The 23,229-nt window shown below is 64.7% G+C and carries 24 protein-coding genes; 13 read left to right on the forward strand and 11 right to left on the reverse strand.

What is annotated here, in order from left to right; genetic code table 11:
• The first annotated feature begins 582 nt into the window (after positions 1-582).
• Positions 583-1,281, forward strand: a complete 699-nt coding sequence (locus FS665_RS21895; RefSeq protein WP_145193250.1) for a response regulator transcription factor — start codon at positions 583-585, stop codon at positions 1,279-1,281.
• Entirely contained in the window at positions 1,278-2,879 is a 1,602-nt protein-coding gene (locus FS665_RS21900) for an ATP-binding protein (RefSeq protein WP_145193252.1), read from the forward strand. The genes FS665_RS21895 and FS665_RS21900 overlap by 4 nt, the downstream gene beginning before the upstream one ends.
• Before the next feature lie 3 nt (positions 2,880-2,882).
• On the opposite strand, the gene FS665_RS21905 is transcribed toward FS665_RS21900, so the two are convergent.
• Positions 2,883-3,584: a 4'-phosphopantetheinyl transferase gene (locus tag FS665_RS21905; RefSeq protein WP_145193253.1), complete on the reverse strand. Its 702-nt coding sequence runs from the start codon at positions 3,582-3,584 to the stop codon at positions 2,883-2,885.
• A gap of 65 nt (positions 3,585-3,649) precedes the next feature.
• Positions 3,650-4,441, reverse strand: a complete 792-nt coding sequence (locus FS665_RS21910) for a dienelactone hydrolase family protein (RefSeq protein ID WP_145193254.1) — start codon at positions 4,439-4,441, stop codon at positions 3,650-3,652.
• A 129-nt stretch (positions 4,442-4,570) separates the two neighbouring features.
• Here FS665_RS21910 and FS665_RS21915 point away from each other — a divergent pair, with 129 nt between their 5' ends.
• The 4 genes from FS665_RS21915 (at position 4,571) to FS665_RS21930 (ending at position 8,911) form a co-directional block, all read left to right on the forward strand.
• Complete coding sequence (locus tag FS665_RS21915) at positions 4,571-5,176, forward strand: outer membrane beta-barrel protein (protein WP_145193256.1); 606 nt, start codon at positions 4,571-4,573, stop codon at positions 5,174-5,176.
• Positions 5,177-5,272: 96 nt separating this feature from the next.
• On the forward strand, positions 5,273-5,950 hold the full coding sequence (locus FS665_RS21920; RefSeq protein WP_145193258.1) for a response regulator: 678 nt from the start codon (positions 5,273-5,275) through the stop codon (positions 5,948-5,950).
• Complete coding sequence (locus FS665_RS21925; protein ID WP_145193260.1) at positions 5,947-7,293, forward strand: ATP-binding protein; 1,347 nt, start codon at positions 5,947-5,949, stop codon at positions 7,291-7,293. The genes FS665_RS21920 and FS665_RS21925 overlap by 4 nt, the downstream gene beginning before the upstream one ends.
• 295 nt (positions 7,294-7,588) lie before the next feature.
• On the forward strand, positions 7,589-8,911 hold the full coding sequence (locus FS665_RS21930; protein ID WP_145193262.1) for a dicarboxylate/amino acid:cation symporter: 1,323 nt from the start codon (positions 7,589-7,591) through the stop codon (positions 8,909-8,911).
• Between the two features lie 65 nt (positions 8,912-8,976).
• Here FS665_RS21930 and FS665_RS21935 read toward each other — a convergent pair whose 3' ends face one another.
• Entirely contained in the window at positions 8,977-9,471 is a 495-nt protein-coding gene (locus tag FS665_RS21935; RefSeq protein WP_145193264.1) for a SprT family zinc-dependent metalloprotease, read from the reverse strand.
• A 156-nt stretch (positions 9,472-9,627) separates the two neighbouring features.
• Positions 9,628-10,227 carry a Yip1 family protein gene (locus FS665_RS21940; RefSeq protein WP_145193266.1) on the reverse strand — a complete coding sequence of 200 codons (600 nt, stop codon included), beginning with the start codon at positions 10,225-10,227 and terminating at the stop codon, positions 9,628-9,630.
• A 258-nt stretch (positions 10,228-10,485) separates the two neighbouring features.
• Between FS665_RS21940 and ttcA the strand changes: the two genes are divergently transcribed.
• Together ttcA and FS665_RS21950 are read left to right on the forward strand one after the other, a co-directional pair.
• On the forward strand, positions 10,486-11,310 hold the full coding sequence (gene ttcA, locus FS665_RS21945) for a tRNA 2-thiocytidine(32) synthetase TtcA (protein ID WP_145193268.1): 825 nt from the start codon (positions 10,486-10,488) through the stop codon (positions 11,308-11,310).
• A 4-nt stretch (positions 11,311-11,314) separates the two neighbouring features.
• Positions 11,315-11,986, forward strand: coding sequence for a DNA-3-methyladenine glycosylase I (locus tag FS665_RS21950; RefSeq protein WP_145193270.1), 672 nt, complete (start codon positions 11,315-11,317; stop codon positions 11,984-11,986).
• Here FS665_RS21950 and FS665_RS21955 read toward each other — a convergent pair.
• Genes FS665_RS21955 through arsC form a run of 3 tightly spaced genes read right to left on the reverse strand, consistent with a single transcriptional unit; the run spans position 11,976 to position 13,352 of the window.
• Complete coding sequence (locus FS665_RS21955) at positions 11,976-12,404, reverse strand: DUF2069 domain-containing protein (RefSeq protein WP_145193272.1); 429 nt, start codon at positions 12,402-12,404, stop codon at positions 11,976-11,978. The two genes, FS665_RS21950 and FS665_RS21955, sit on opposite strands and share 11 nt — an antisense overlap.
• On the reverse strand, positions 12,397-13,002 hold the full coding sequence (gene wrbA, locus FS665_RS21960; RefSeq protein ID WP_145193274.1) for an NAD(P)H:quinone oxidoreductase: 606 nt from the start codon (positions 13,000-13,002) through the stop codon (positions 12,397-12,399). Before wrbA ends, FS665_RS21955 begins: the two co-directional genes overlap by 8 nt.
• Positions 12,999-13,352, reverse strand: coding sequence for an arsenate reductase (glutaredoxin) (arsC, locus tag FS665_RS21965; protein ID WP_145193276.1), 354 nt, complete (start codon positions 13,350-13,352; stop codon positions 12,999-13,001). The genes wrbA and arsC overlap by 4 nt, the downstream gene beginning before the upstream one ends.
• Before the next feature lie 85 nt (positions 13,353-13,437).
• Here arsC and FS665_RS21970 point away from each other — a divergent pair, with 85 nt between their 5' ends.
• Entirely contained in the window at positions 13,438-13,896 is a 459-nt protein-coding gene (locus FS665_RS21970) for a TlpA disulfide reductase family protein (protein WP_145193278.1), read from the forward strand.
• A 29-nt stretch (positions 13,897-13,925) separates the two neighbouring features.
• On the opposite strand, the gene FS665_RS21975 is transcribed toward FS665_RS21970, so the two are convergent.
• From FS665_RS21975 to FS665_RS21990, 4 genes are read right to left on the reverse strand one after another with little or no spacing between them, the layout of a single operon-like run.
• Positions 13,926-14,330, reverse strand: a complete 405-nt coding sequence (locus FS665_RS21975; protein WP_145193280.1) for an META domain-containing protein — start codon at positions 14,328-14,330, stop codon at positions 13,926-13,928.
• Positions 14,327-14,764, reverse strand: a complete 438-nt coding sequence (locus FS665_RS21980; protein WP_145193282.1) for a hypothetical protein — start codon at positions 14,762-14,764, stop codon at positions 14,327-14,329. Before FS665_RS21980 ends, FS665_RS21975 begins: the two co-directional genes overlap by 4 nt.
• Positions 14,765-14,795: 31 nt before the next feature.
• The gene (locus FS665_RS21985) at positions 14,796-15,785 is read right to left on the reverse strand and encodes a 2-hydroxyacid dehydrogenase (RefSeq protein WP_145193284.1); all 990 of its coding nucleotides are present in this window, start codon (positions 15,783-15,785) and stop codon (positions 14,796-14,798) included.
• A gap of 35 nt (positions 15,786-15,820) precedes the next feature.
• Positions 15,821-18,580: a response regulator gene (locus FS665_RS21990; RefSeq protein WP_145193286.1), complete on the reverse strand. Its 2,760-nt coding sequence runs from the start codon at positions 18,578-18,580 to the stop codon at positions 15,821-15,823.
• A gap of 188 nt (positions 18,581-18,768) precedes the next feature.
• Between FS665_RS21990 and FS665_RS21995 the strand changes: the two genes are divergently transcribed.
• The 4 genes from FS665_RS21995 (at position 18,769) to rlmD (ending at position 23,223) form a co-directional block, all read left to right on the forward strand.
• Complete coding sequence (locus tag FS665_RS21995; RefSeq protein ID WP_145193288.1) at positions 18,769-19,485, forward strand: response regulator transcription factor; 717 nt, start codon at positions 18,769-18,771, stop codon at positions 19,483-19,485.
• Positions 19,486-19,487: 2 nt separating this feature from the next.
• A complete protein-coding gene (locus tag FS665_RS22000; RefSeq protein WP_145193290.1) occupies positions 19,488-20,870 on the forward strand; it encodes a sensor histidine kinase in 1,383 nt (460 codons plus the stop codon).
• Positions 20,871-20,964: 94 nt separating this feature from the next.
• Complete coding sequence (cysM, locus tag FS665_RS22005) at positions 20,965-21,864, forward strand: cysteine synthase CysM (protein WP_145193292.1); 900 nt, start codon at positions 20,965-20,967, stop codon at positions 21,862-21,864.
• On the forward strand, positions 21,865-23,223 hold the full coding sequence (gene rlmD / locus FS665_RS22010) for a 23S rRNA (uracil(1939)-C(5))-methyltransferase RlmD (protein WP_145193294.1): 1,359 nt from the start codon (positions 21,865-21,867) through the stop codon (positions 23,221-23,223).
• The last annotated feature ends 6 nt before the right edge of the window (positions 23,224-23,229 follow it).

Consider the following 23,229-nt stretch of genomic DNA (forward strand, 5'->3'; position numbering starts at 1 on the left):
CCCACCGTTCCGTCCACTTGCTCGATGACCGTTGCGGGGATGCGGCATGCACGCGCATCCGCCCGCTCGGGCGTACCGACTTCGGGACAGATCAGGAATAAGGGGCAATAACCTGCCGCTCCCTGGCCGAAGTCAAATGCTCAAGGGTTGACCCAAAAGCTGTTGCTCTCAATGCTTCCGCTGGAGCGGTTTGGCTGCTGAAACCACGTTTAGTTCTGCCAGAAAAATCGCTTGAATTTCTCCGCAGGGTGGTGTTGGTGATTGTGAGACAAACCCAACATGTAGTGGTTCGCTGCGATGGGGATACAAGATAATGCGGTCTTGGTGGCTTTGCAAGGCGAGCGCCTGTGGATAACGTGTGCGTACTTTGTGTGTGAAACGTGGCTGTCGGCTGTAGGCCTTATGCCTAGAGGTTTGCGCTATTTTTCACAGACTGATTGCCGCCCGGCAGAAATTTCAGGGGGCGCACCCTACCATAAAAAACCCAGAAGTCCAGGGGCCCTCGAGCGGCTTGGCAGGGTGGGGTGGCAGACGTAGTATCGGCCTGGGCATACCGACAATAACAAGCTCAAGGCAGGCGCCATGGACCCGATCAGCAACCGCATCCTTATCGTCGAGGACGACCAGCGCCTGGCCGAGCTCACCGCCGAATACCTGCAAGGCCAGGGCTTCGAGGTCAGCGTCGAAGGCGACGGCGCGCGCGCCGCGCGGCGCATCGTCGACAGCCAGCCGGACCTGGTGATCCTCGACCTGATGCTGCCCGGCGAAGATGGCCTGAGCATCTGCCGCCGCGTGCGCGGCCAGTACCCTGGCCCGATCCTCATGCTCACCGCGCGCAGCGACGAACTCGACCAGGTTCAGGGCCTGGACCAGGGCGCTGACGACTATGTCTGCAAGCCAGTGCGCCCACGCTTGCTGCTGGCGCGCATTCAAGCGCTGCTGCGGCGCAGTGAAAGCCCGGAGCACAAGCGCCACGACCTGGCCTTCGGCGCCCTGCGCATCGATAACCGCCAGCGCGAGGCCTGGCTCGGGGCGCAGCCGATCGAGCTGACCGGCGCCGAGTTCGACCTGCTCTGGTTGCTCGCCAGCAACGCCGGCCGGGTACTGTCGCGCGAACAGATCTTCACCGCCCTGCGCGGGGTCGGCTATGACGGCCAGGACCGCTCCATCGACGTACGCATTTCACGCATCCGTCCGAAGATCGGCGATGACCCGGTTCATCCGCGGCTGATCAAGACCCTGCGCAGCAAAGGCTACCTGTTCGTCGGCGAAGCGCCATGAAGCACTCGATCTTCCTGCGCATCTATGGCGGGATGCTCGCCGTGCTGGTGCTGGTGGCCCTGCTCGGTGCCCTGAGCCTGCACCTGGTCAACGAAGTGCGCGCCGCCCAGCACCGCGAGCGCCTGGCGCAAGGCACTTTCAGCCTGATGGCCGACAACCTGGCGCAGCAGAACGAAACCGAACGCAAGCGCTCGCTGCTGATGTGGGAACGCCTGCTCGGCGTGCCTCTGGACCTGCAGGCAATGTCGGCGCGGACCCTCGACGGCGGTCAGCGCGCCCGTCTGTATCGGGGCCTGGTGGTGGTGGAGAAAACCGGTCCGCATGCAGCCCAGGTGCTGCGCAAGGTCGGTCAGCAAGACCTGCTGCTGGTGGCCCAGGTCCAGCAGGTCAGTGAACAGTTGGCGCGCGCTACCCTGTATCTGCTGGCCGATGAGCTGGTGCGCTACCCGGTCACCGAACAGCCCCAGCGGCTGGCCGAGTTGCGGCAAAGCAAAGGCTTCGGCTTTGGTATCGCTCTGCAGCGCATCGAACGCGTCGGCTTGGACGACGACCAGCGACGCCGGGTGGAGGAGGGCGACACGGTCATGGCGCTGGGCCGCGACGGTGATTCGATCCGGGTTTTCGCCGGGCTGCCCGGCTCGCCGCTGGTGCTGGAAATCGGCCCGCTGTATCAACTCAACCCCTATCCGCCGCAATTGTTGGTGCTGATCGCCTTGCTCGGTCTGTGCCTGATCGGCCTGGTGGTGTATCTGCTGGTGCGTCAGCTCGAGCGCCGCGTGTCGGGCATGGAGATCGCGGCCACGCGCATCGCCCAGGGCAGCCTCGACACCCGCGTGCCGGCAGGCGACGCCGACTCGGTGGGCCGCCTGGCGGCGGCCTTCAACCGCATGGCCGAGCATCTGCAACGCTCGTTGAACATGCAGCGCGAACTGGTGCGCGCCGTGTCCCATGAGCTGCGCACCCCGGTGGCACGGTTGCGCTTCGGTCTGGAGATGATCGAAAGCGCCAGCACCGAGCAGGCCCGTGCCAAGCACCTGGCCGGCATGGATGACGATATCCAGGACCTGGACAAACTGGTCGACGAGATGCTCACCTACGCCCGCCTGGAGCAGGGCGCGCCAGCGCTGAAGTTCCAGCGCATCGAGCTCGACGCCTTGCTGGCGCGGGTGATCGACGAGTTGGCGCCGCTCAACAGCAAGGTGCGCTTGCTGCGCGGTGTGTGTGTGGCCAGAGACGGTTGCTGGGTCGAGGCCGAGCCGCGCTACCTGCACCGAGCCCTGCAGAATCTGGTCGGCAATGCCCTGCGCCATGCCGGCAGTGAGGTGCGGGTGAGCTATCAGCTCGACCTGCAGCGCTGCCGCATCGATGTCGAAGACGACGGGCCGGGCATTCCCGAGGGGGTCTGGGATCGCATCTTCACGCCGTTCACCCGCCTGGACGACAGCCGCACCCGCGCCTCGGGTGGGCACGGCCTGGGTCTGTCGATCGTGCGGCGGATCATCTATTGGCATGCCGGGCGCGCCACGGTGGGGCGCAGCGAGGCGCTCGGCGGCGCCTGTTTCAGCCTGGCGTGGCCGCGTGAGCAAGCAGCCCAGTAGCGGCTATACGCAGACCAGGCTCAACAGCTGGCCATCCTCGAGGCAAAACTGGCCCTGCAACTCGGCGCCGTGGCGCCACTGCGCCGACAGGTCGGTCAGCAGGCGCAGGCGCGCCAGGCCATCGGCCGACCACTGCAGCACTTCGGCGTGTTCGAAATAGAAACGCTGCAAGGTCAATGGGTACAACGCCTTGAACAGGCTTTCCTTGAGCGAAAAGGTCAAGGTCACGCTCAAGCCCAGCTCGCTGCGGTCCAGGCGCTCACGCTCGGCAGGGGTGAGGATCTCGCCCATCAGTCGCTCGGCGCGCTCGTCGTCGAGCAGGGCTTCCTGGTCCAGCCCCAGGCCCTTGCAGGCGCCATCGGCGGCGACCACGGCGGCAGCCCAGCCTTTGCCATGGGTGATCGAGCCGCGAATGCCGGCCGGCCAGATCGGCGCGCGGTCTGCGCCGCTACCGGGCACGTAATCGCGGCCATCCAGGCGTTGCAGCGCGGCGCGCGCGCAGACGCGGCCGGCCAGGTATTCGGCCTGGCGCTTGGCCACCGAGCGCTGCAGGCTGGCGCTCGGCACAATGCCGGCGCGTTGGAAATCGTCGGCAGCCAGATTGGCCGGGTCGAATGCGCAACTGGCCAGCACCGCACCGGGAACCGGGCGGGGCAGGGGCCAGTGGTAACGCAGTGGCGTGCAGCAAGCGGGAAGTCTGTTCATGGCGCTATTGTGCCAGCCGCGGCCGTGCTGCGGGAGATGGCGCGCGTGGGCAGTCCGAGCGCGGCTCAGTCGAATGCAGTCTTGAAGAAGGCCTGCATGTCCTGCCAGGCGCTTTCATCTGCGGCCTTGTCATAGCCGATGTCTGGCCCGCCATGCTCGCCGTGGCTCAGGCGATCGGCATCGGGATTGGTGAAGCCATGCTTGGCGCCGGGGATGGAGACGAATTTCAGGTCGGCGCCGGCGTTGCGCATTTCCTGCTTGAAGGCCGCTACTTGCTCAGGCGGCACCATGCTGTCGGCTTCGCCATGCTCGACCAGGATCTTGGCGCGGATCACGCCAGGCTTGGCCGGCGTCTGGGTGGCCAGCGCGCCATGGAAACTCACCACGCCATCGAGTTTTTCACCGCGACGGGCGGCATCGAGCACCACCTTGCCGCCAAAGCAGTAGCCCACCGCAGCCAGCTGGTGCTTATTGGTATTGGGTTGCAGCTTGAGCAGCTCGAGCCCGGCGTCGAAGCGCTTGGCCGCAGCCTTCGGGTCCTTCATCGCCGCCGCCATGAACGCCTGGGCGTCCTGCGGGTGCTCGGTGTGCTTGCCGTCGCCGTACATGTCGATGGCCAGGGCGTTGTAGCCCAGGGCCGCCAGGTTGCGGGCGCGGCGCTTGGCGTAGTCATTCAGGCCCCACCATTCATGGACCACCACCACCCCAGGGCGTTTGCCTTGCACGGCATCGTCGTAGGCGTAGTAGCCGATCAGGGCGGTGCCGGTGGCGTCTTGATAACGAATTTCGCGGGTTTGCACTGCCGCTTGGGCGAGGGCGGCGCTGCACATCAGGGTCACAGCCAGCAGGGCGCGCATGTCACTACTCCTTGGGTTTGCCAACCAATCGTTCAGCCGTGGTTCAGGCAGGGTTCAGCCGCGGTTCAGGGCATCGTGCTTACTCTAGCTTCCACAGCGCGACAGCGCCTTCATCTGGAGAAATACGCCATGAAAACTCTCAATACCCTGCTCGCCGCCATGGCCGTCTGCGCCGCTGGCATGACCACCGCCCAGGCTGCCGATGACAACTTCGCCAGCTTGACCTATGGCCAGACCAGCGACAAGGTGCGCAAATCCGGTCTGCTGCAGCGCAACACCGACCACCTGAACAGCGACGGCATCATCGGCAAGGACGATACCTGGGGCGTGCGCCTGGGTAAGATCAATGACCAGGGTCGCTACTACATGACCTACGACAACGTCTCGGGCGATCACAGCGGCCTGAAGCTGCGCCAGGAAAACCTGCTTGGCAGCTATGACCTGTTCCTGCCCGTGGGCGATACCACCAAGCTGTTCGGCGGCGGCACCCTGGGCATGACCAAGCTGACCCAGGATTCCCCAGGCGCCAGCCGCGATACCGACTACGGCTACGCCTACGGCCTGCAGGCTGGCGTGATTCAGGACATCACCGACAAGGCGTCGGTCGAGCTGGGCTATCGCTACCTGCGCACCAACGCCGCGACCGAAGTAGGCCCCAGCGGCGGTGCCAAGGCCGGGACCCTGCGCCTGAGCAGCAGCGCCCAGACCTACCTGGCGGCAAACTACAAGTTCTGATCGGCAAGGCGGGTTATCCTGTACCGGGCACTTTGCGCTGGCGAGCGCTGCGCGAAGTGCCCGGCGCGGGCATAGCTGAAAATCAAGGAGCACTACATGAAATTGCTGGTGGTCGAGGATGAAGCCTTGCTGCGGCACCACCTTCATACGCGTCTGGGCGAAAGTGGCCACGTGGTCGAGGCGGTGGCCGATGCCGAAGAGGCGCTGTACCAGGCCGAGCACTTCCATTTCGACCTGGCCATCATCGACCTGGGCTTGCCTGGCATCAGCGGCCTCGAGCTGATCGGCCGCTTGCGCAGCCAGGGCCAGACCTTTCCGATCCTGATCCTGACCGCGCGCGGCAATTGGCAGGACAAGGTCGAGGGCCTGGCCGCCGGCGGCGACGACTATCTGGTCAAGCCATTTCAATACGAAGAGCTCGAAGCGCGCTTGAACGCGCTGCTGCGCCGCTCCAGCGGCTTCACCCAGTCGACCATTGCCGCCGGCCCGCTGCTGTTGGACCTCAACCGCAAGCAGGCGACGCTCGATGAGCAGCCGTTGGCGCTGACCGCCTATGAATACCGCATCCTCGAATACCTCATGCGCCACCACCAGCAGGTGGTGGCCAAGGATCGGCTGATGGAACAGCTCTACCCAGGCGATGAAGAGCGCGATCCCAATGTCATCGAAGTGCTGGTCGGCCGTTTGCGCCGCAAGCTCGAGGGCGCCAGTGGCTTCAAGCCGATCGACACGGTACGCGGCCTGGGTTACCTGTTCACCGAGCGCTGCCGATGATCCGCTCGCTGCGCGTGCGCCTGATGCTCGCGGCCGCAGTGCTGGCGCTGTTGTTCATGCTGGCGTTGCTGCCGGCATTGCAGAAGACCTTCAGCCTGGCCCTGCAGGAGTCGATCGAACAGCGCCTTGCTTCAGACGTCACCACCTTGATATCGGCCGCGCGCATCGAGCATGGCCAGTTGCAGATGCCCGACCTGCTGCCCGACGAGCGCTACAACCTGCCGTACACCGGGCTGCTCGGTTATATTTTCGACCGTGACGGCAATCTGGTCTGGCGCTCGCGCGCCACCGCCGACCGGCACATCAATTACCGCCCGCGCTACGATGGGCGTGGCAACGAGTTCGCCCGCATTCGCCAGAACGATGGCGAAGAGTTCTTCGTCTACGACGTCGAGATCAAGCTGCTCGGCGGCAAGAGCGCGGCCTACAGTATCGTTGCGCTGCAGCCGGTCAGCGAGTACACCGCGACCCTCGACGGCCTGCGCGAAAAACTCTCGCTGGGCTTTGGCGCTGCCTTGCTCGCTTTGCTGGCGCTGCTGTGGGCTGGCTTGACCTGGGGCTTGCGCTCGTTGCGCCGGCTCAGCCATGAGCTGGACGAGGTCGAGGCCGGCGCCCGTGATGGCTTGAGCGGCGATCACCCGCGCGAGCTGTTGCGCCTGACCGGGTCGTTGAACCGCTTGCTGCGCAGCGAACGCGAACAGCGCCGGCGCTACCGCGATTCGCTGGATGACCTGGCGCACAGCCTGAAGACCCCGCTGGCGGTGCTGCAAGGGGTCGGCGAGAGCCTGCAGCAACGTGACGGTGAGCGCGAACAATCGCGGGTACTGCAAAGCCAGATCGAGCGCATGAGCCAGCAGATCGACTATCAATTGCAGCGCGCCAGCCTGCGCAAGAGCGGCCTGGTGCGCCACAGCGTGGCCTTGCTGCCGGTGCTGCAGAGCCTGTGCAGCACCTTGGCCAAGGTCTACCGCGACAAACAGGTCGAGGCCGTGCTGGAGGTGCCCGCCCAGGCTCATGTGCCGATGGAGCAGGGCGCGCTGCTGGAACTGCTCGGCAACCTGCTGGAAAACGCCTATCGCCTGAGCCTGGGCCAGGTGCGGGTGAGCCTGCAACACGCCCCTGGCTTGCTCACGGTGTGTGTCGAGGACGACGGCCCGGGTGTGCCAGCCGATCAACGCAAGCGCATTCTCGAGCGCGGCGAGCGCCTGGATCGTCAGCATCCTGGTCAGGGCATCGGCCTTGCGGTGGTCAAGGACATCGTCGACAGTTATGACGCCGCGCTGAGCCTGGACGATTCGGCGCTGGGCGGCGCCGCCTTCTGCATCACCTTCCACCTCGACTGACCGGACCAGGTTGGGCGGATTCCCGCCATCGACGTTGTACATTTCCCGCCACCGGGCGGAAATCCGCCATGGTTTCTCAGGCAAATCGCCCCGTCATAGCGCACCGAGTCCAGGTAAATAAAGGCTTTGCACCCAAGATGGGCACTTTGGCATCGCCTTTGCTATCTGTCTTGGCAGAGGCCTGCCCAGGCAGCTCGAACACAACGACAAATCCCTCCAGGTGCAGGAGGGTTAGCGATTCAGGTGCCGCTACGCCCTAGAGAGGGTGAACCGGCACACTTGAGGAAATTTAGCCATGACGACACGTCAGCCGCTGTACAAATCCCTGTATGTCCAGGTGTTGGTCGCCATCACCATCGGTATCCTGCTCGGCCACTTCTATCCAGAGACCGGCGTCGCCCTCAAGCCGTTGGGCGATGGCTTCGTCAAACTGATCAAGATGGTCATCGCGCCCATCATCTTCTGTACCGTGGTCAGCGGCATCGCCGGCATGCAGAGCATGAAGTCGGTCGGCAAGACTGGCGGCTACGCGCTGCTGTATTTTGAAATCGTCTCCACCGTGGCCTTGATCATCGGCCTGATCGTGGTCAACGTGGTGCAGCCAGGCGCTGGCATGCACGTCGACGTCAGTACCCTGAACGCCAGCAGTGTCGCCGCCTACGCGGCCGCCGGTGCGCAGCAGACCACCGTTGGCTTCCTGCTCAACATCATTCCCAACACCGTGGTCGGTGCCTTCGCCAACGGCGATATCCTGCAGGTGCTGATGTTCTCGGTGATCTTCGGCTTTGCCCTGCACCGCCTGGGCAGCTACGGCAAGCCCGTACTGGACCTGATCGATCGCTTCGCGCATGTCATGTTCAACATCATCAACATGATCATGAAGCTTGCCCCGGTCGGTGCCTTCGGCGCCATGGCCTTCACCATCGGCCAATACGGCGTGGGTTCGCTGGTGCAGCTGGGCTACCTGATGGCTTGCTTCTACATCACCTGCCTGCTGTTCGTGCTGGTGGTGCTCGGCGGTATCTGCCGCGCCCACGGCTTCAGCGTGCTCAAGCTGATCCGCTACATCCGTGAAGAGCTGATGATCGTGCTGGGCACCTCGTCCTCGGAATCGGCCCTGCCACGCATGCTGGCCAAGATGGAACGCCTGGGTGCGAAGAAATCGGTGGTGGGTCTGGTGATCCCGACCGGCTACTCGTTCAACCTCGACGGTACCTCGATCTACCTGACCATGGCGGCAGTGTTCATCGCCCAGGCCACCGACACGCACATGGACATCACCCACCAGATCACCCTGCTGCTGGTGCTGCTGGTGGCCTCCAAGGGTGCTGCAGGGGTCACCGGCTCCGGCTTCATCGTCCTCGCCGCGACCCTGTCGGCGGTTGGCCACCTGCCGGTTGCCGGTCTTGCGCTGATCCTCGGCATCGACCGCTTCATGTCCGAAGCCCGCGCCCTGACCAACCTGGTCGGCAACGCCGTGGCCACCGTGGTCGTGGCCAAGTGGGTCAAGGAAATGGACAACGACAAGCTGGCCTCCGAGCTGGCCTCCGGTGGCGCGCCGCTGGAGCTGGCAGTGCCTACCGATGACCTGGGCGTGGCAGAAACCCCGGTGCGTTGATAGTCCTGTGCGGTAACGCGAAAGGCGACCCTCGGGTCGCCTTTTTAACGCCTGCGTTGCGCCAGTTACTCCACCCGCGTCTCGCCGCTGTACTGCAAAATCGCCCGGCACCGCCGGCACAGGTAGCGCCGCCCCTGGCGCACCAGCTTGTGCCGCTGGGCAGTGAAGGCAAAATCGCTTTCCGGGCATGGGCAGCGGTAGATGTAACGGGTCACCGCGCGCCGCTGCACGGCATAGTTGTGGCAACGACTGGGCGGCAGTTCGTAGACCCCGCGCATGATCAGTTGCCACTCTTGGCCATGGGCCTGGATTCGCTCGCCGAACAGCTGATGGGCGACCAGGTGCGCCACCTCGTGCGCGACGGTCTGGCGCAGGAAATCGTCCTGGTTTTCACGGTACAGCTGCAGGTTGAAGCGCAGTAGATTCTGATGCAGGTGGGCGACGCCAGCCTTCTGCCCGCGCAGCTTGAAACTGACTTCAGGGCGGGGAAAGGGGCGTTTGAAGAAGGCTTCAGCTTGCTGGTAACAGGTTTCGACGCGTTGTTTGAGCAGCTCGGGCATGGCGGGATGGTTCTCCTGGCCGTTCATTATGCCGCAAGCATCACCGCGCTGCCGAGCCACCGGTCAGCGGGGCAGGGCTGCACGCCCCACCTTCCATGCAGACCAAGGCCGCCTTGCGGCGGCCCAGCCCGATGCCCCATGTTGGCCACAACGGATCTAGTTGGTGTACACGGGCCCCACGCCCAAACCCCAGATGATCACGGTTGCCGCCATGATTGCCACCAACACCACCAGACCCACCGCCAGCACCGAGCTTGAAAACAGAAAGCCCTCATCCGACGGAATGTTCATGAAGGTCGGCAAGCCCACGTACAGCAGGTAAACGGTGTAACAGATCGCCGCGGTGCCCACCACCATGCCCAGCCACAGGTGCGGGTAGAGCGCGACCAGGCCAGCGATGAACAATGGCGTAGCGGTATAGGTGGCAAAGGCGATGCACTGGGCCATGGAGGGGTTGGCATCGTAGGTGCGCGCCATCCAGTGGATGAACGCACCCATGACCGCCACGCCGCCGAGCATCGCCAGATAAGACATGACGCTCATCCACAGCGCGCTTTCCAGGGTCAGCATCACCGCAGGCCGCTCACCGATCACCCAGCCGACCTGGGTTGTGCCGATGAACGCGGAAACCGCCGGGATGGCAGCCAGGATCAGCGTATGGGTCAGGTACATGTGGCTGATGCTTTCGTCCTCGCCACGGATTTCCCGCCATTCCTGGCCAGGATGGGTGAACAACCCCACAACGTGATGAATCATGCCGGTCGCTCCTATCGTTGCCGAACGCCCCTTGCTGAGGCGCTCGTGGCCCGAGGCCAGGACACCGACACCCGCGGTAATGTGGCCTTATGTCGCAGTATAGAAAGCACAGTTGCGCTCACAGCTCGGTTTTTAGAGCAAATCGCGCTGTCTTGCCGGTTGTTGATTCCCTCGAAGTCTTTATCGGAATCCCTACAGGCGGGCGCGGTTTGTGCGTAAAATAGCCCGCTTTTGTCACACCTCGCGGATCCAAGCGCTATGGGCACCCTCTCGGTCAACCAGAACAAACTGCAAAAACGCCTGCGTCGCCTCGCCGGCGAAGCCATCACCGACTACAACATGATCGAGGATGGCGACAAGGTCATGGTCTGCCTGTCTGGCGGCAAGGACAGCTACACCATGCTCGACGTTCTGTTGCACCTGCAGAAGGTGGCACCGATCTCGTTCCAGATCGTGGCAGTGAACATGGACCAGAAGCAGCCGGGCTTCCCCGAGCACGTGCTGCCGGCCTACCTCAAGGAGCTGGGGGTCGACTACCACATCGTCGAGAAGGACACCTACTCGGTGGTCAAGGAGCTGGTGCCCGAGGGCAAGACCACCTGCTCGCTGTGCTCGCGCCTGCGCCGCGGCACCTTGTACACCTTCGCCGATGAGATTGGCGCGACCAAGATGGCCCTGGGGCACCACCGCGATGACATCGTCGAAACCTTCTTCCTCAACATGTTCTTCAACGGCGCGCTCAAGGGCATGCCGCCGAAGCTGCGCGCCGACGATGGGCGCAACGTGGTGATCCGCCCGCTGGCCTACTGCAGCGAAAAGGACATCCAGGCCTACTCGGACATGAAGGGCTTCCCGATCATCCCGTGCAACCTGTGCGGCTCGCAGGAAAACCTGCAGCGCCAGGTGGTCAAGGACATGCTGGTGGAATGGGAGCGCAAGCACCCAGGCCGTACCGAGAGCATTTTCCGCGCCCTGCAGAATGTGGCGCCTTCGCAGTTGGCCGACCGCAACCTGTTCGATTTCACCAGCTTGCAGATCGACCAGAACGCCACGCCACGCTTTCTCGACGTCTTGAATATCTGAGCCCATGCGCGATTACCAATGGCTACATGAGTATTGCCTGAACCGTTTCGGTTCGGCCCAGGCCTTGGAAGCCTTCCTGCCGCAGCCGCGCACCCCTGCGCAGCTGCGCGACATCACCGACGACCGCTACCTGTCGACCTTGGCTCTGCGGGTGTTTCGCGCAGGCCTCAAGCACAGCCTGGTGGATGCCAAGTGGCCGGCCTTCGAGCAGGTGTTCTTTGGCTTCGACCCTGAAAAGGTGGTGCTGATGGGCGCCGAGCACCTGGAGCGGCTGATGCAGGACACGCGCATCATCCGCCACCTGGGCAAGCTCAAGAGTGTGCCGCGCAATGCGCAGATGATCCTCGACGTGGCCCAGCGCGAGGGCAGCTTCGGTGCTTTCATCGCCGACTGGCCGGTGACCGATATCGTCGGGCTGTGGAAATTCCTGGCCAAGCAGGGTAACCAGCTAGGCGGCCTGTCGGCGCCCCGCTTTCTGCGCATGGTCGGCAAGGACACCTTCGTCCCGACGGACGACATGGCCGCCGCGCTGATCGCGCAAAAGGTCATCGACAAGCAGCCGACCAGCCAGCGTGACCTGGCCGTGGTGCAGCAGGTGTTCAATGAGTGGCACGCCCAAAGCGGACGACCGCTGTGTCAGTTGTCGGTGATGCTGGCGCACACCGTCAACCACTGACGTCGCAGCCGCCTTCGCCGGCCAGCCGGCGTTCATACTGAAAACGCCAGCGCACATACAGCAGCCCGGCCACGAACAGCCCTAGGCTCAGCGCCACCTCGATCCAGCCAAACAGCGCCCGTGCCGGGTCGAACGCAGCCAGCACGCCCTTGATGAAATAGATGTTCACCACGAAACAGGCCCAGGCATGCGCCCGGGCACTGCCCATCAGCATGCCCGGCAGCACCAGCAACAGCGGCACCAGCTCGATGGCCAGGATCACCGACACCCGCGCCCCGTGCAGATTGGCGAACCACAGGTTGTTGACCAGCAGCAGGGCCATCAGGCCGAACAGCGTGGCCAGGCTCAGGGCTCGGCTCAGGCGCACGCGCGGCGCCAGCCAGTGCAGCGCCGGCAAGGCCTTGGGCTTTTTAGCCACGCGAGCTCTCCAGGGCCTTGGCGGTGCTCGCCAACCGCTGGCCGAGCGCGCGGCACAGGGCGATTTCGTGCTGGTCGAGCTCACGCTTGCCGTCGGCGCCGGCATGGTGGCTAGCACCGTACGGGGTGCCGCCGCCACGGGTTTCCAGCAGCGCCGACTCGCTGTAGGGCAGGCCCATCACCAGCATGCCGTGGTGCATCAACGGCAGCATCATCGACAGCAGGGTAGTCTCCTGGCCGCCGTGCAGGCTGGCGGTGGAGGTGAATACGCCAGCCGGCTTGCCGACCAGCTCGCCGCCCAGCCACAGGCTGCTGGTGCCATCGAGGAAATACTTGAGCGGCGCCGCCATGTTGCCGAAGCGGGTCGGGCTGCCCAGCACCAGCCCTGCGCAGTGACGCAGGTCGTCGAGGGTGGCGTACAGCGCGCCGCTGGCCGGGATGTCCGCAGCCACCGCTTCGCATTCGGTGGAGATCGCCGGCACCGTGCGCAGGCGCGCTTCCATGCCGGCCAGCTCGATGCCCCGGGCGACATGCCGGGCCATCTCGCTGGTGGCGCCGTGACGGCTGTAGTACAGCACCAGGATATAAGGTGTGTTCACGGCAGAATCTCCAGAACGTTCTCAGGTGGACGACCGATCACCGCCTTGTCACCGGCGACCAGGATTGGCCGCTCGATCAGTATGGGGTGCTCGACCATCGCTTCGATCAATTGCGTCTCGCCGAGCGCCGGATCGCTCAGGCCGAGGGTTTTGTAAGCCTCTTCGCCGCTGCGCAGCAGCTGGCGTGCGCTGATACCCAGCTTGCCGAGCACGTCCGTGAGGGTCTTGGCGTCGGGCGGGGTTTCCAGGTAGCGCACGATGGTCGGTGCCAGGCCGCGTTGCTCGAGCAATTCCAGCGCCGCGCGGGATTTTGAGCAGCGCGGGTTATGATAGAGCGTCAAATCAGTCATGTCGGGTCGCATCCAGCTAGGTGTGACGGGTATTCTAACCGCAGCGACTGACCTATTTGCTGGTAACTTCAAGAAGGATTGACCCATGGCAAGGCGTCTGGCAGCAGTACTGGCCATCACCGCGAGCCTGTTGCTCGCCGGTTGCGGTGCCGATTACGGCGTGGACCAAGAGGGCAACACGGTAAAGGCCGAGCAGCTCGATGGCCATTGGCTGGTGCTCAATTACTGGGCCGAATGGTGCGGCCCGTGCCGCACCGAGGTGCCGGAACTGAACAAGGCTGCCAAGCAATGGGCTGCCGAGGGCATCAAGGTGGTCGGGGTGAATTTCGACGGCTTGCAAGGCGCGGACCTGAAGCAGGCGGCCGAGACCCTGGGCATCGAATTCACCGTCCTGGCCCAGGACCCGGCCGAGCGCTACGACTTGCCGCGCAGCGAGGCGTTGCCGGTGACCTACCTCATCGACGACAAGGGCAAGGTGCGTGAGCAGTTGCTCGGCGAGCAAACCCTTGAAGGCCTCCAGGCCAGGATCAAGGCGCTCCGCTGACGCGGAGCGTCAAGCTGCAGGCTTCGCCACTAGCCCTCTTCGGGCCAGAAGCGCAGGGGTTTGCCTTCGGCGGGCCAGAAGCGGAGCTGGCCGATGGGCGAGACGTCCCAGCGTTGGACCGTTTCAAGCGCCTGCAAGAAGCGCTTTTCCTGCTCCATCAGGGCAGGGGCGCAGAGCTTGCGGGTTTTGCCGACTTTGCCAAACGTCAGCTGCTCGCCGTCGAGCGTATACGGGGCGAACCAATGGTTGCAGCCGGCGTTGCCGTAAGCGCGGCCATCGCTGGCCAAGGTCAGGGTCAGGTGGCTGTAGTCCATCAACGGCCGTTCACCGATCCACTCCAGCACATAGCTGCGCTCCTGTTCGAGCTTCGATGGCTCGGCGGCGCAGCCAAGCAGGCCAGCGGCGATCAGCGCAGCGCTCAGCAGATGCTTCACTCGGCACGCTCCTGGCAACGCGGGCACAGGTGCTTGTCAGCGCGGCTGGCCCAGCCCAGCTCGGCGATGCGTGCGCTGGCAGCCGGCTGGCGGGCGGCCTTGCCCAGCTTGGCATCGACGGCAAATTCGAAGTCCAGCACCGCCTCGCAGGCGTCGCATTCGACTTTCCAGCTGAGGATCTCCAGCTCGTTGAACACCGGCCCGCTGGCCACGGCCACCCACTGGCCGCGTGGGTTGATCAAATGCCGTACGCTCTCCACGGTCAGGCGCATGGCCAGGTCCTTGCTGCCCTTGAGGGTCACGATCAGCACGTCGCCCTTGTGCATCGAGCCACCGTTGCCAGTGACCTGGTAACGGCCCGGCACCAAGGCGCGGCATTCAATCAGGGTGTGTTGCGGGTTGAAAAGGGTGTAGCGGAAATCGTGCTCGACCATGGGTCCTCCAGAAATGCCGCGTATCCTAGCATCAACCGTCGACCAGATTGTGCGGATTACCGGCCGCCCAGCGGACGATGTTGTCCAAGGTGGTGGCAGCGATCGCGGCCAGCGCCTCGCGGGTCAGAAAGGCTTGGTGCGCCGTGACGATGACGTTGGGAAAGGTCAGCAGGCGCGCGAGCACATCGTCCTGCAGCGGCAAGTCGGAACGGTCCTCGAAGAACAGCTGCGCTTCCTCCTCATACACATCCAGGCCAAGGTAGCCGAGTTGACCGCTTTTCAGGGCGTCGACCAAGGCTGGGGTGTCGACCAGGGCACCGCGACCGGTATTGATCAGCATGGCGCCTGGCTGCAACTGACCCAGGCTTTGCGCGTTGATCAGGTGCCGGGTATGTGCGGTGAGCGGGCAATGCAAGCTGATGATCCGCGCCTGGCCGAGCAGGTCAGGCAATTGCACGTAGCGAGCGCCCAGCGCCAGCATCTCGGGGTTGGGGTAGGGGTCATAGGCCAGCAGTTGGCAGCCGAACCCGGCCATGATGCGCGCGAAGGCCAAGCCGATCTGACCGGTGCCGATGACGCCGACGGTCTTGCCATGCAGGTCGAAGCCAGTCAGCCCATGCAGGGTGAAATCGCCGTCGCGGGTGCGGTTGTACGCCCGGTGCAGACGACGGTTCAGGGCCAACACCAAAGCCGCGGCATGCTCGGCCACTGCGTGTGGCGAGTACGCCGGGACGCGCACCACTGCCAAGCCCAGGCGCTGCGCGGCGGCCAGGTCGACGTGGTTGTAACCGGCCGAACGCAGCGCGATCAGGCGCGTGCCGCCAGCGGCCAGGCGCTCGAGCACCTGGGCATTAAGGTCATCGTTGATGAACGGGCAGACCACCTCGAAGCCCTCGGCGAGGGCGACGGTATCGAGGGTCAGGCGCGCGGGCTGAAAGTGCAGCGCCAGCGCGCAGTCGCCGGCGGCCTGGGTGAAACTCTCCTGGTCGTAGTGCTGGCTGCTGAACAATAGAACGCGCATGGCTTCAATCCTCAGTTGATCGGGCGCTGCCTGGCTCAAGCGTTGAGCCGCGCTTGAGCGGCCAGGCGGTTGATCGCCGCATCGAGTTCATCGAGCGCCTGCTGCGCCTGCGGGTTGTCTTGCTTGAGCAACGTCTCGCTGCGCTGGCAGGCTGCACGTAGCTGCGGCACCCCGCAATAGCGCGAGGCGCCGTTGAGCCTGTGGACCTGGGCAATCAAGCTCGCCTGGTCGTTGGCCTTGCGCGCGGCGGTGATGGCCTGGCGGTCGCTCTCCAGCGAGGCCAGCAACATCGCCAGCATGTCGGCGGCCAGGTCAGGCTTGCCAGCGGCCAGGCGCAGCCCCTCGGCGGGGTCGAGCACCGGCAGCTCGTGGCTTACCGGCGGTTGCTCGCCCGCAGGCTCGAGCGGCGCCGCGCCAAGACTCAGCCCGGTCCATTTGAGCACCACCTGGGCCAGCTGGCGTTCGCTGATCGGCTTGGTCAGGTAGTCGTCCATGCCACTGTGCAGCAATGCGCGCTTCTCGTTGGCCATGGCATGCGCCGTCAGGGCCACGATCGGCAGCGGATGGCGGCTTTGGGATTTTTCCCACTGGCGGATCTGCTCGGTGCAGGCGCGCCCGTCCATGCCAGGCATCTGCACATCCATCAACACCAGGTCGAAGGGTTCGCTCTGCACCGCCTGCACGGCCGCGTAGCCGTTGTCGACCGCCAGTACTTCTGCGCCCAGGTCTTCGAGCAGCGTTTGCACCAACAGCAGATTGGCCGGGTTGTCGTCCACGCAAAGGATCCGCGCCCGGCGCTGCGCTGAGCTGGCCAGCGCCGGCCCTGGCAGCGCCCGGCGTGGTTGCACCAACTCCAGCAACAAGCGGCGCAGCTTGCGCGTGCAGGTCGGCTTGGACAGCAACTGCCCGTGGCCGTTGGGCAGGTACGGGTGATACAACGCCTGCTCGGTGGTCGGGCAAAGCACCACGCATTGGCAATGCAGGCGCTCCAACTCCTGGTTGTATTGGCCCAGCTGTTCTGGAGAGAGCACGCCGAGGTTGGCGCCCAGCACCGCCAGCTCGAACGGCATACCCGCCTGCGCGCCGGCCTGAACGCCCTGCAGCAACTGATCGAAAGAGGCGAACGAGCTGACGCTCAAGCCGCAGTCTTCGAGTTGATGTTGCAGGGCCTGACAGGCCAGCTCATGACCGTCGACAATCGCCGCCCGGCGACCTTGCAGGGGTTGCAGCGGCTGCTCCTCGGCGTCGTCATGGGCCTTGGGCAGGCTCAGGCTGATCCAGAACTGCGAACCTTCTCCCGGTGTGCTGTCGACCCCGATTTCGCCGCCCATCTGCTCGATCAAGCGCTTGGAAATCACCAGCCCCAGGCCGGTGCCGCCTGGCTGGCGGGCCAGCGAGTTGTCGGCCTGGCTGAAGGCCTGGAACAAGGTGCGCACGTCCTGGGGCGACAGGCCAATGCCGGTGTCTTGCACGCTGATACGCAGTTGCGCGCTGTCCTGCTGTTCGTCATCGAGCATCGCCCGTACGACGATGGTGCCTTCGCGGGTGAACTTGATGGCATTGCTCACCAGGTTGGTGAGGATCTGCTTGAGACGCAACGGGTCGCCGATCAGCGACGAGGGGGCGTCGCGGTAGACCAGGCTCAGCAGTTCGAGCTGCTTGGCGTGCGCGGCCGGGGCGAGGATGGTCAGGGTGTCCTGGATGAGGTCGCGCAAATTGAATGGAATGCTGTCGAGCACCAGCTTGCCGGCCTCGATCTTGGAGAAGTCGAGAATCTCGTTGATGATGCCCAGCAGGTTGTCGGCGGATTTCTCGATGGTGCTCAGGTAGTCCAGTTGACGCGGCGTCATCTCGCTTTTCTGCAGCAAATGGGTGAAACCCAGAATGCCATTGAGCGGGGTACGGATCTCGTGGCTCATGTTGGCCAGGAACTCCGACTTGATCCGGCTGGCCTCCAGGGCCTCCTTGCGCGCCATGTCCAGTTCGATGTTCTGGATCTCGATGGTTTCCAGGTTCTGGCGCACGTCTTCGGTGGCCTGGTCGATGCTGTGCTGCAGTTCCTCGTGGGCGCCTTGCAGGGTTTCGGCCATGCGGTTGATGCCATGGGCCAGCTCGTCGAGTTCGTGGCTGCCCATCGCCGGCAGGCGTTCTTCGAGGTGACCGTCCTTGAGCTGATTGACCGCATGCTTGATGCGCGCGATCGGGTCGTTGATCGCACGGCTCATGCGCATCGCCAGCAGGCCGCTGAGGGCCAGGCAGGCGAAGATCAGCAGCACGCTGGTGAACAGGTTGCGATAGCCGCGCAGCAGCGTGCCGTCGTGGGACAGCTCGATCTCGACCCAGCCGAGCAGGCGTTCGGCTTCGGCCGGTACCGCATCGGTGGCCAGGTCGCGGTGGTGGCCGAAGACCGGCATCAGGTAGCGCGTGGCGTCGTTGCCAGTACGTTGCAGCAATTGCGTGCCGGTGCCGCCGCTGGGCGGCTGGTTGATCATGCTGGGGCCGGCATGCGCCAGGCGGGTGCGGTCGGGCGCCAGGAAGGCCACTGCGCGCACGTCGGTCTGCTCGAGGGTCTGGGCGGCGATGCGCTCGAGCTGCACCGCGGTGCGGCGGGCCAGGGCCGGGGCGGCCAGGGGCGCCAGTTGCTCGGCGAGCATCTTGCCGCGCTGCAACAACTGCGTGCGTAGCTGGTCTTGCTGCAGCCAGGTGAAATAGCTGCCCAGTACCACGGCCATCAGGCTGGCCGGCAACAGTGCCAGCAGCAGCACCCGGCTTCTGATTCCCAAACGATCGAGCACACTCGCCTCCTGTGATGTGCCTGGCCACCGTCGAGGTTGCGACGGACCACTGGGGAAGGTACTCCGCTGGCTGCGCCATTGCACCTTTTCTGAATGTGCGGCGTACGCGCAGCGCTGGTCGCCGGGTAGTTGCCTGGATGGCGGGCATGCTCAATAATTGCGCGACTGAGAATGAGTGGCAGTTGCCAATGAATCCTGTAACTAATTATGCCTCGAGGGTCCTGGCCATCGAGGACGACCCGGTGCTCGGTGCCTACCTGCACGAAGAGCTGCAGCGCGGCGGTTTTCAGGTCACCTGGTGTCGTAACGGCCAGGAGGGTTTGGAAACCGCGGGGCGGCAAGCCTTCGATGTGGTGCTGATGGACATCCTGCTGCCCGGGCTCAACGGCCTGGATGCCTTGGCCCGGCTGCGCCAGCACAGTGCCACGCCAGTGATCCTGATGTCGGCCCTGGGCGCCGAGGCCGATCGCATCAGTGGCTTCCAGCGTGGCGCCGACGACTACCTGCCCAAGCCGTTCAGCATGGCCGAGCTGCAAGTGCGCATCGAAGCGATTCTGCGCCGCGTCGCCCTGGAGCGTCGCTACCAGGCGCCAATCGAGGCCAGCGCCGGTGAGCTCAAGTTCGATGAAGGCCTGTGCGACGTCGCCTGGCGTGGCCAGCTGGCCGGGCTGACCCCAAGCGAGTTTCGCTTGCTGGATGTGCTCTACCGCCATGTCGATGAGGTGCTGAGCAAGCCGTTTCTCTATCAGCAGGTCTTGCAACGCGGCTATTCACGGCATGATCGCAGCCTCGACATGCATGTCAGTCAGATCCGTCGCAAACTCAAGGGCATCGGCTACCACGACCGGAGTATCCGCACCGTGTGGGGCAAGGGCTACGTGCTCAGCGCCAGCGAAGCGCAATAGCCATGCTCGATCGCCATTCGTTGTTCTGGAAGCTGGCCATCCTGTTGATCGGCTTCTGCCTGCTGATGATCGGCCTGAGTTACACCTGGGGCCGGCACATGGAAACCCAGAACGCCTTTCTCGCCGAGCCGGCCCGCCAGGTGCTGCGCGGCTACGCGGCCGAGGCCGAGCGCGCCTGGCGCACCGGCGCCCGCGCAGGGCTTGATCGCTGGGTGGCCGAGATGCACCAGCGTGAGCGCGGCTGGATCGGCGTGCTCGACCCGCACCTGCAGCCGCTCGACAGTGCCGTGCTTGGGCCTGAGCTGATGCAGCGCCTGACCCGCCTGCGCGGCGTCGACTGGCCCATGAGCCGGCGCAGTGTCGATCAGCCGTGGTTGGGCATACCGTTCCCGCAAGCACCACAGCAAGGCATGCTGGTGATCGAGTTGCCGCAACGCTTCAACCCCGGCCAATACCGGATGTTTTGGCGCATCGTCACCAACGGCATCATGCCCGGGTTGTTTACCTTGCTGCTGTGCGTGGGCTTGTACCGCATGCTCATCGTCCCGCTCAACCAGCTGCGCGAGCAGGCCAAGGCCTGGCGCGCCGATCAGCTCTCGGCGCGGCTGGATGCCCGCACCACGGCCCGCCAAGACGAACTGGGCGAGCTGGCCCGGGCCTTCGATCACATGGCCGAGCGCCTGCAGGGCACGGTGCTGCTGCAACAGCAGCTGCTGCGCGATCTGTCCCACGAACTGCGCACGCCGCTCAGCCGCCTGCGTGTCGCCTGCGAGGGTGAAACCGACCTGACGCGCCTGCGTGAACGCTTGAGCCGCGAGGTTGACGGCATGCAGCAGTTGGTCGAGAACACCCTGCAACTGGCCTGGCATGATGCCGAGCGCGCTCCGCTGCAACTTGAGCCGATCCAGGTCCAGGCGCTGTGGGACTTGCTGGCCGAAGACGCCTGCTATGAGAGCGGCTGGTCGCCGCAGCGGCTGCGCTGCGAAGTGCCTGGTGATTGCTGGGTGCAAGGCAATCTCAACCACCTGGCCCAGGCCCTGGAAAACTTGCTGCGCAATGCCATCCGTCACTCTCCGGCCAATGGCCTGGTACGTCTGGGCGCAGAACGCGAGGGGCAGCGCTGGCGGCTGTGGCTGCAAGACCAGGGCGGCGGCGTGCCTGAGCCTGACCTGCAACGAATCTTCGCCCCGTTCACCCGCCTGGACGGCTCGCGCCCAGGCGACGGCGGCTTCGGCTTGGGCCTGAGCATTGCCCGCAGTGCCGTCGAGCGCCAGGACGGCGCACTCTGGGCAGAAAACGCAGAACACGGCCTGCGCGTCACCTTGCGCCTGGCCTGCGCGCAACCTGTGCAGGTTGCGCACGCGCTTGAAGCTTGCCGCTTATAGCGTGTAGCTATAGTCACCATAGATTGCGTGATATGGCCGCAGGATGTTTGCCGGTATGATAGGCGCCCCTGCCGTCCGGATTGTGAACTACGCCATGACCTTGCAGTACCCAACCATCGCCGATTGCGTCGGCAATACGCCACTGGTTCGCCTGCAGCGCCTCGCCGGCGACACCAGCAATACCCTGCTGCTCAAGCTCGAGGGCAACAATCCTGCCGGCTCCGTGAAGGACCGCCCGGCGCTGTCGATGATCACCCGCGCCGAGCTGCGCGGCCAGATCAAGCCCGGCGACACGCTGATCGAAGCCACCTCAGGCAATACCGGTATTGCCTTGGCAATGGCCGCAGCGATCAAGGGTTACAAGATGATCCTGATCATGCCTGACAATTCCACCGCCGAGCGCAAGGCGGCGATGACGGCCTATGGCGCCGAATTGATCCTGGTGAGCAAGGAAGAAGGCATGGAGGGCGCCCGTGATCTGGCCGAAAAGCTGCAGGCCGATGGCCGTGGCCTGGTCCTGGACCAGTTCGCCAACGGCGACAACCCGATTGCGCACTACAACAGCACCGGCCCGGAGATCTGGCAGCAGACCCACGGCAGCGTGACCCATTTCGTCAGCTCCATGGGCACCACCGGCACCATCATGGGCTGCTCGCAGTACCTCAAGGAACAGAACCCCGACGTGCAGATCATCGGCTTGCAGCCCATGGAAGGCTCGGCCATCCCGGGCATCCGCCGCTGGCCAGAGGAATACTTGCCGAAGATTTTCGATGCCAGCCGGGTCGACCGCGTGGTCGACATGACCCAGCAGGAAGCCGAGGACACCACGCGGCGTCTGGCCCGCGAAGAAGGCATTTTCTGCGGCGTGTCGTCCGGCGGCGCGGTGGCAGCGATGCTGCGCCTGTCCCGCGAAGTGGAAAACGCCGTGATGGTTGCGATCATCTGCGACCGCGGCGACCGTTACCTGTCTACCGGCCTGTTCGATCCGAGCTAAATGTCCAAGAAAAAAAGCAATGGCGGCCTGCGCTTTCAGCCGGCTGGCGGCAATCGCACTCCCCAAGTCCCCGTGGGCAAGAAACAGCGCCTGGACATCGAGCGCCTGGCTGGCGACGGCCGTGGCATCGCGTTCGTCGAAGGGCGCACCTGGTTCGTCAGCGGCGCCCTGGCAGGCGAAAGCGTCGAAGCGCGGGTGCTCAATGCCCGTGGCAAGGTGGTCGAGGCGCGTCTGGAACGCGTCCTGCAGGCCAGCCCAGAGCGTCGCGCGGCGCCGTGTCGGCACTACGCCCGCTGCGGCGGCTGCAACCTGCAGCACCTGCCGCACGAGGCGCAGTTGCTGCTCAAGCAACGCACCTTGGCCGAGCAACTGCAACGGGTCGCAGGCATTCAACCGCAGAGCTGGGCGACGCCGCTCAGCGGGCCCGAGTTCGGCTATCGACGCCGGGCACGGGTGGCCGTTCGCTGGGACGTCAAGCGCAGGGAACTGGACGTCGGTTTTCGTGCCGAAGCCAGCCAGGACATCGTCGCCATCGATGAATGCCCAGTGCTGGTACAGCCCTTGCAAACGATTCTGCGCCATTTGCCGACCGTGCTGCGCGCCTTGAGCAAGCCTCAGGCGATTGGCCATGTGGAACTGTTCAGCGGGACCGCCGAGGCCGTGTTGCTGCGTCATGTGGCGCCGCTGCCGGAAGACGACGTGGAGCGCCTGCGCGCGTTTTGCGCGCAGGCCAATGCGCAGTTGTGGCTGCAGGGCGAGGGCGATCCGGCACCGCTGGATCCTGAAGCGAAACTGGGCTTCGTCCTGGCACCATGGCAGCTGGAACTGGCTTGGCGGCCGGGCGACTTCGTGCAGGTCAACGCCCAGGTCAATACCGCGATGGTCGAGCAGGCGCTGGCCTGGCTTGCCCCGCAAGCTGACGAGCGAGTGCTGGACCTGTTCTGCGGCCTGGGCAATTTCGCCCTGCCGCTGGCTCGCCAGGCGCGCGAAGTGGTCGCGGTAGAAGGGGTGCAGGCCATGGTCGAGCGGGCCGCGGCCAATGCGCGCAACAACGATGTGCATAACGCGGCCTTTTTTCAGGCCGATTTATCGCAGCCTTTGGCTGGCGCCGGATGGGCCGCCGAAGGCTTTTCTGCGGTACTCTTGGACCCACCACGCGATGGTGCCTACGAGGTGGTGCAAGGCATCGCCCGGCTCAACGCCAAGCGCCTGGTGTACGTATCGTGCAATCCGGCCACGCTGGCGCGAGACGCCCAGGTGCTGGTTGGCCAAGGGTACCGGTTAAAAAGGGCCGGGATTCTCGACATGTTTCCTCAGACGGCGCATGTCGAAGCCATGGCGTTATTCGAAGCGGACTAGGCGACT

The sequence above is a fragment of the Pseudomonas sp. URMO17WK12:I11 genome, from assembly GCF_007677725.1.
In the GTDB taxonomy this organism is placed as follows: Bacteria; Pseudomonadota; Gammaproteobacteria; order Pseudomonadales; family Pseudomonadaceae; genus Aquipseudomonas.

What these genes read in the sequence shown, in the direction of transcription:
- FS665_RS21895 (WP_145193250.1), top strand. Translation starts at nt 583, where the DNA reads ATGGACCCGATCAGCAACCGCATCCTTATCGTCGAGGACGACCAGCGC.
- FS665_RS21900 (WP_145193252.1), top strand. Translation starts at nt 1,278, where the DNA reads ATGAAGCACTCGATCTTCCTGCGCATCTATGGCGGGATGCTCGCCGTG.
- FS665_RS21905 (WP_145193253.1), bottom strand. Translation starts at nt 3,584, where the DNA reads ATGAACAGACTTCCCGCTTGCTGCACGCCACTGCGTTACCACTGGCCC.
- FS665_RS21910 (WP_145193254.1), bottom strand. Translation starts at nt 4,441, where the DNA reads ATGCGCGCCCTGCTGGCTGTGACCCTGATGTGCAGCGCCGCCCTCGCC.
- FS665_RS21915 (WP_145193256.1), top strand. Translation starts at nt 4,571, where the DNA reads ATGAAAACTCTCAATACCCTGCTCGCCGCCATGGCCGTCTGCGCCGCT.
- FS665_RS21920 (WP_145193258.1), top strand. Translation starts at nt 5,273, where the DNA reads ATGAAATTGCTGGTGGTCGAGGATGAAGCCTTGCTGCGGCACCACCTT.
- FS665_RS21925 (WP_145193260.1), top strand. Translation starts at nt 5,947, where the DNA reads ATGATCCGCTCGCTGCGCGTGCGCCTGATGCTCGCGGCCGCAGTGCTG.
- FS665_RS21930 (WP_145193262.1), top strand. Translation starts at nt 7,589, where the DNA reads ATGACGACACGTCAGCCGCTGTACAAATCCCTGTATGTCCAGGTGTTG.
- FS665_RS21935 (WP_145193264.1), bottom strand. Translation starts at nt 9,471, where the DNA reads ATGCCCGAGCTGCTCAAACAACGCGTCGAAACCTGTTACCAGCAAGCT.
- FS665_RS21940 (WP_145193266.1), bottom strand. Translation starts at nt 10,227, where the DNA reads ATGATTCATCACGTTGTGGGGTTGTTCACCCATCCTGGCCAGGAATGG.
- ttcA (WP_145193268.1), top strand. Translation starts at nt 10,486, where the DNA reads ATGGGCACCCTCTCGGTCAACCAGAACAAACTGCAAAAACGCCTGCGT.
- FS665_RS21950 (WP_145193270.1), top strand. Translation starts at nt 11,315, where the DNA reads ATGCGCGATTACCAATGGCTACATGAGTATTGCCTGAACCGTTTCGGT.
- arsC (WP_145193276.1), bottom strand. Translation starts at nt 13,352, where the DNA reads ATGACTGATTTGACGCTCTATCATAACCCGCGCTGCTCAAAATCCCGC.
- FS665_RS21970 (WP_145193278.1), top strand. Translation starts at nt 13,438, where the DNA reads ATGGCAAGGCGTCTGGCAGCAGTACTGGCCATCACCGCGAGCCTGTTG.
- FS665_RS21980 (WP_145193282.1), bottom strand. Translation starts at nt 14,764, where the DNA reads ATGGTCGAGCACGATTTCCGCTACACCCTTTTCAACCCGCAACACACC.
- FS665_RS21985 (WP_145193284.1), bottom strand. Translation starts at nt 15,785, where the DNA reads ATGCGCGTTCTATTGTTCAGCAGCCAGCACTACGACCAGGAGAGTTTC.
- FS665_RS21995 (WP_145193288.1), top strand. Translation starts at nt 18,769, where the DNA reads ATGAATCCTGTAACTAATTATGCCTCGAGGGTCCTGGCCATCGAGGAC.
- FS665_RS22000 (WP_145193290.1), top strand. Translation starts at nt 19,488, where the DNA reads ATGCTCGATCGCCATTCGTTGTTCTGGAAGCTGGCCATCCTGTTGATC.
- cysM (WP_145193292.1), top strand. Translation starts at nt 20,965, where the DNA reads ATGACCTTGCAGTACCCAACCATCGCCGATTGCGTCGGCAATACGCCA.
- rlmD (WP_145193294.1), top strand. Translation starts at nt 21,865, where the DNA reads ATGTCCAAGAAAAAAAGCAATGGCGGCCTGCGCTTTCAGCCGGCTGGC.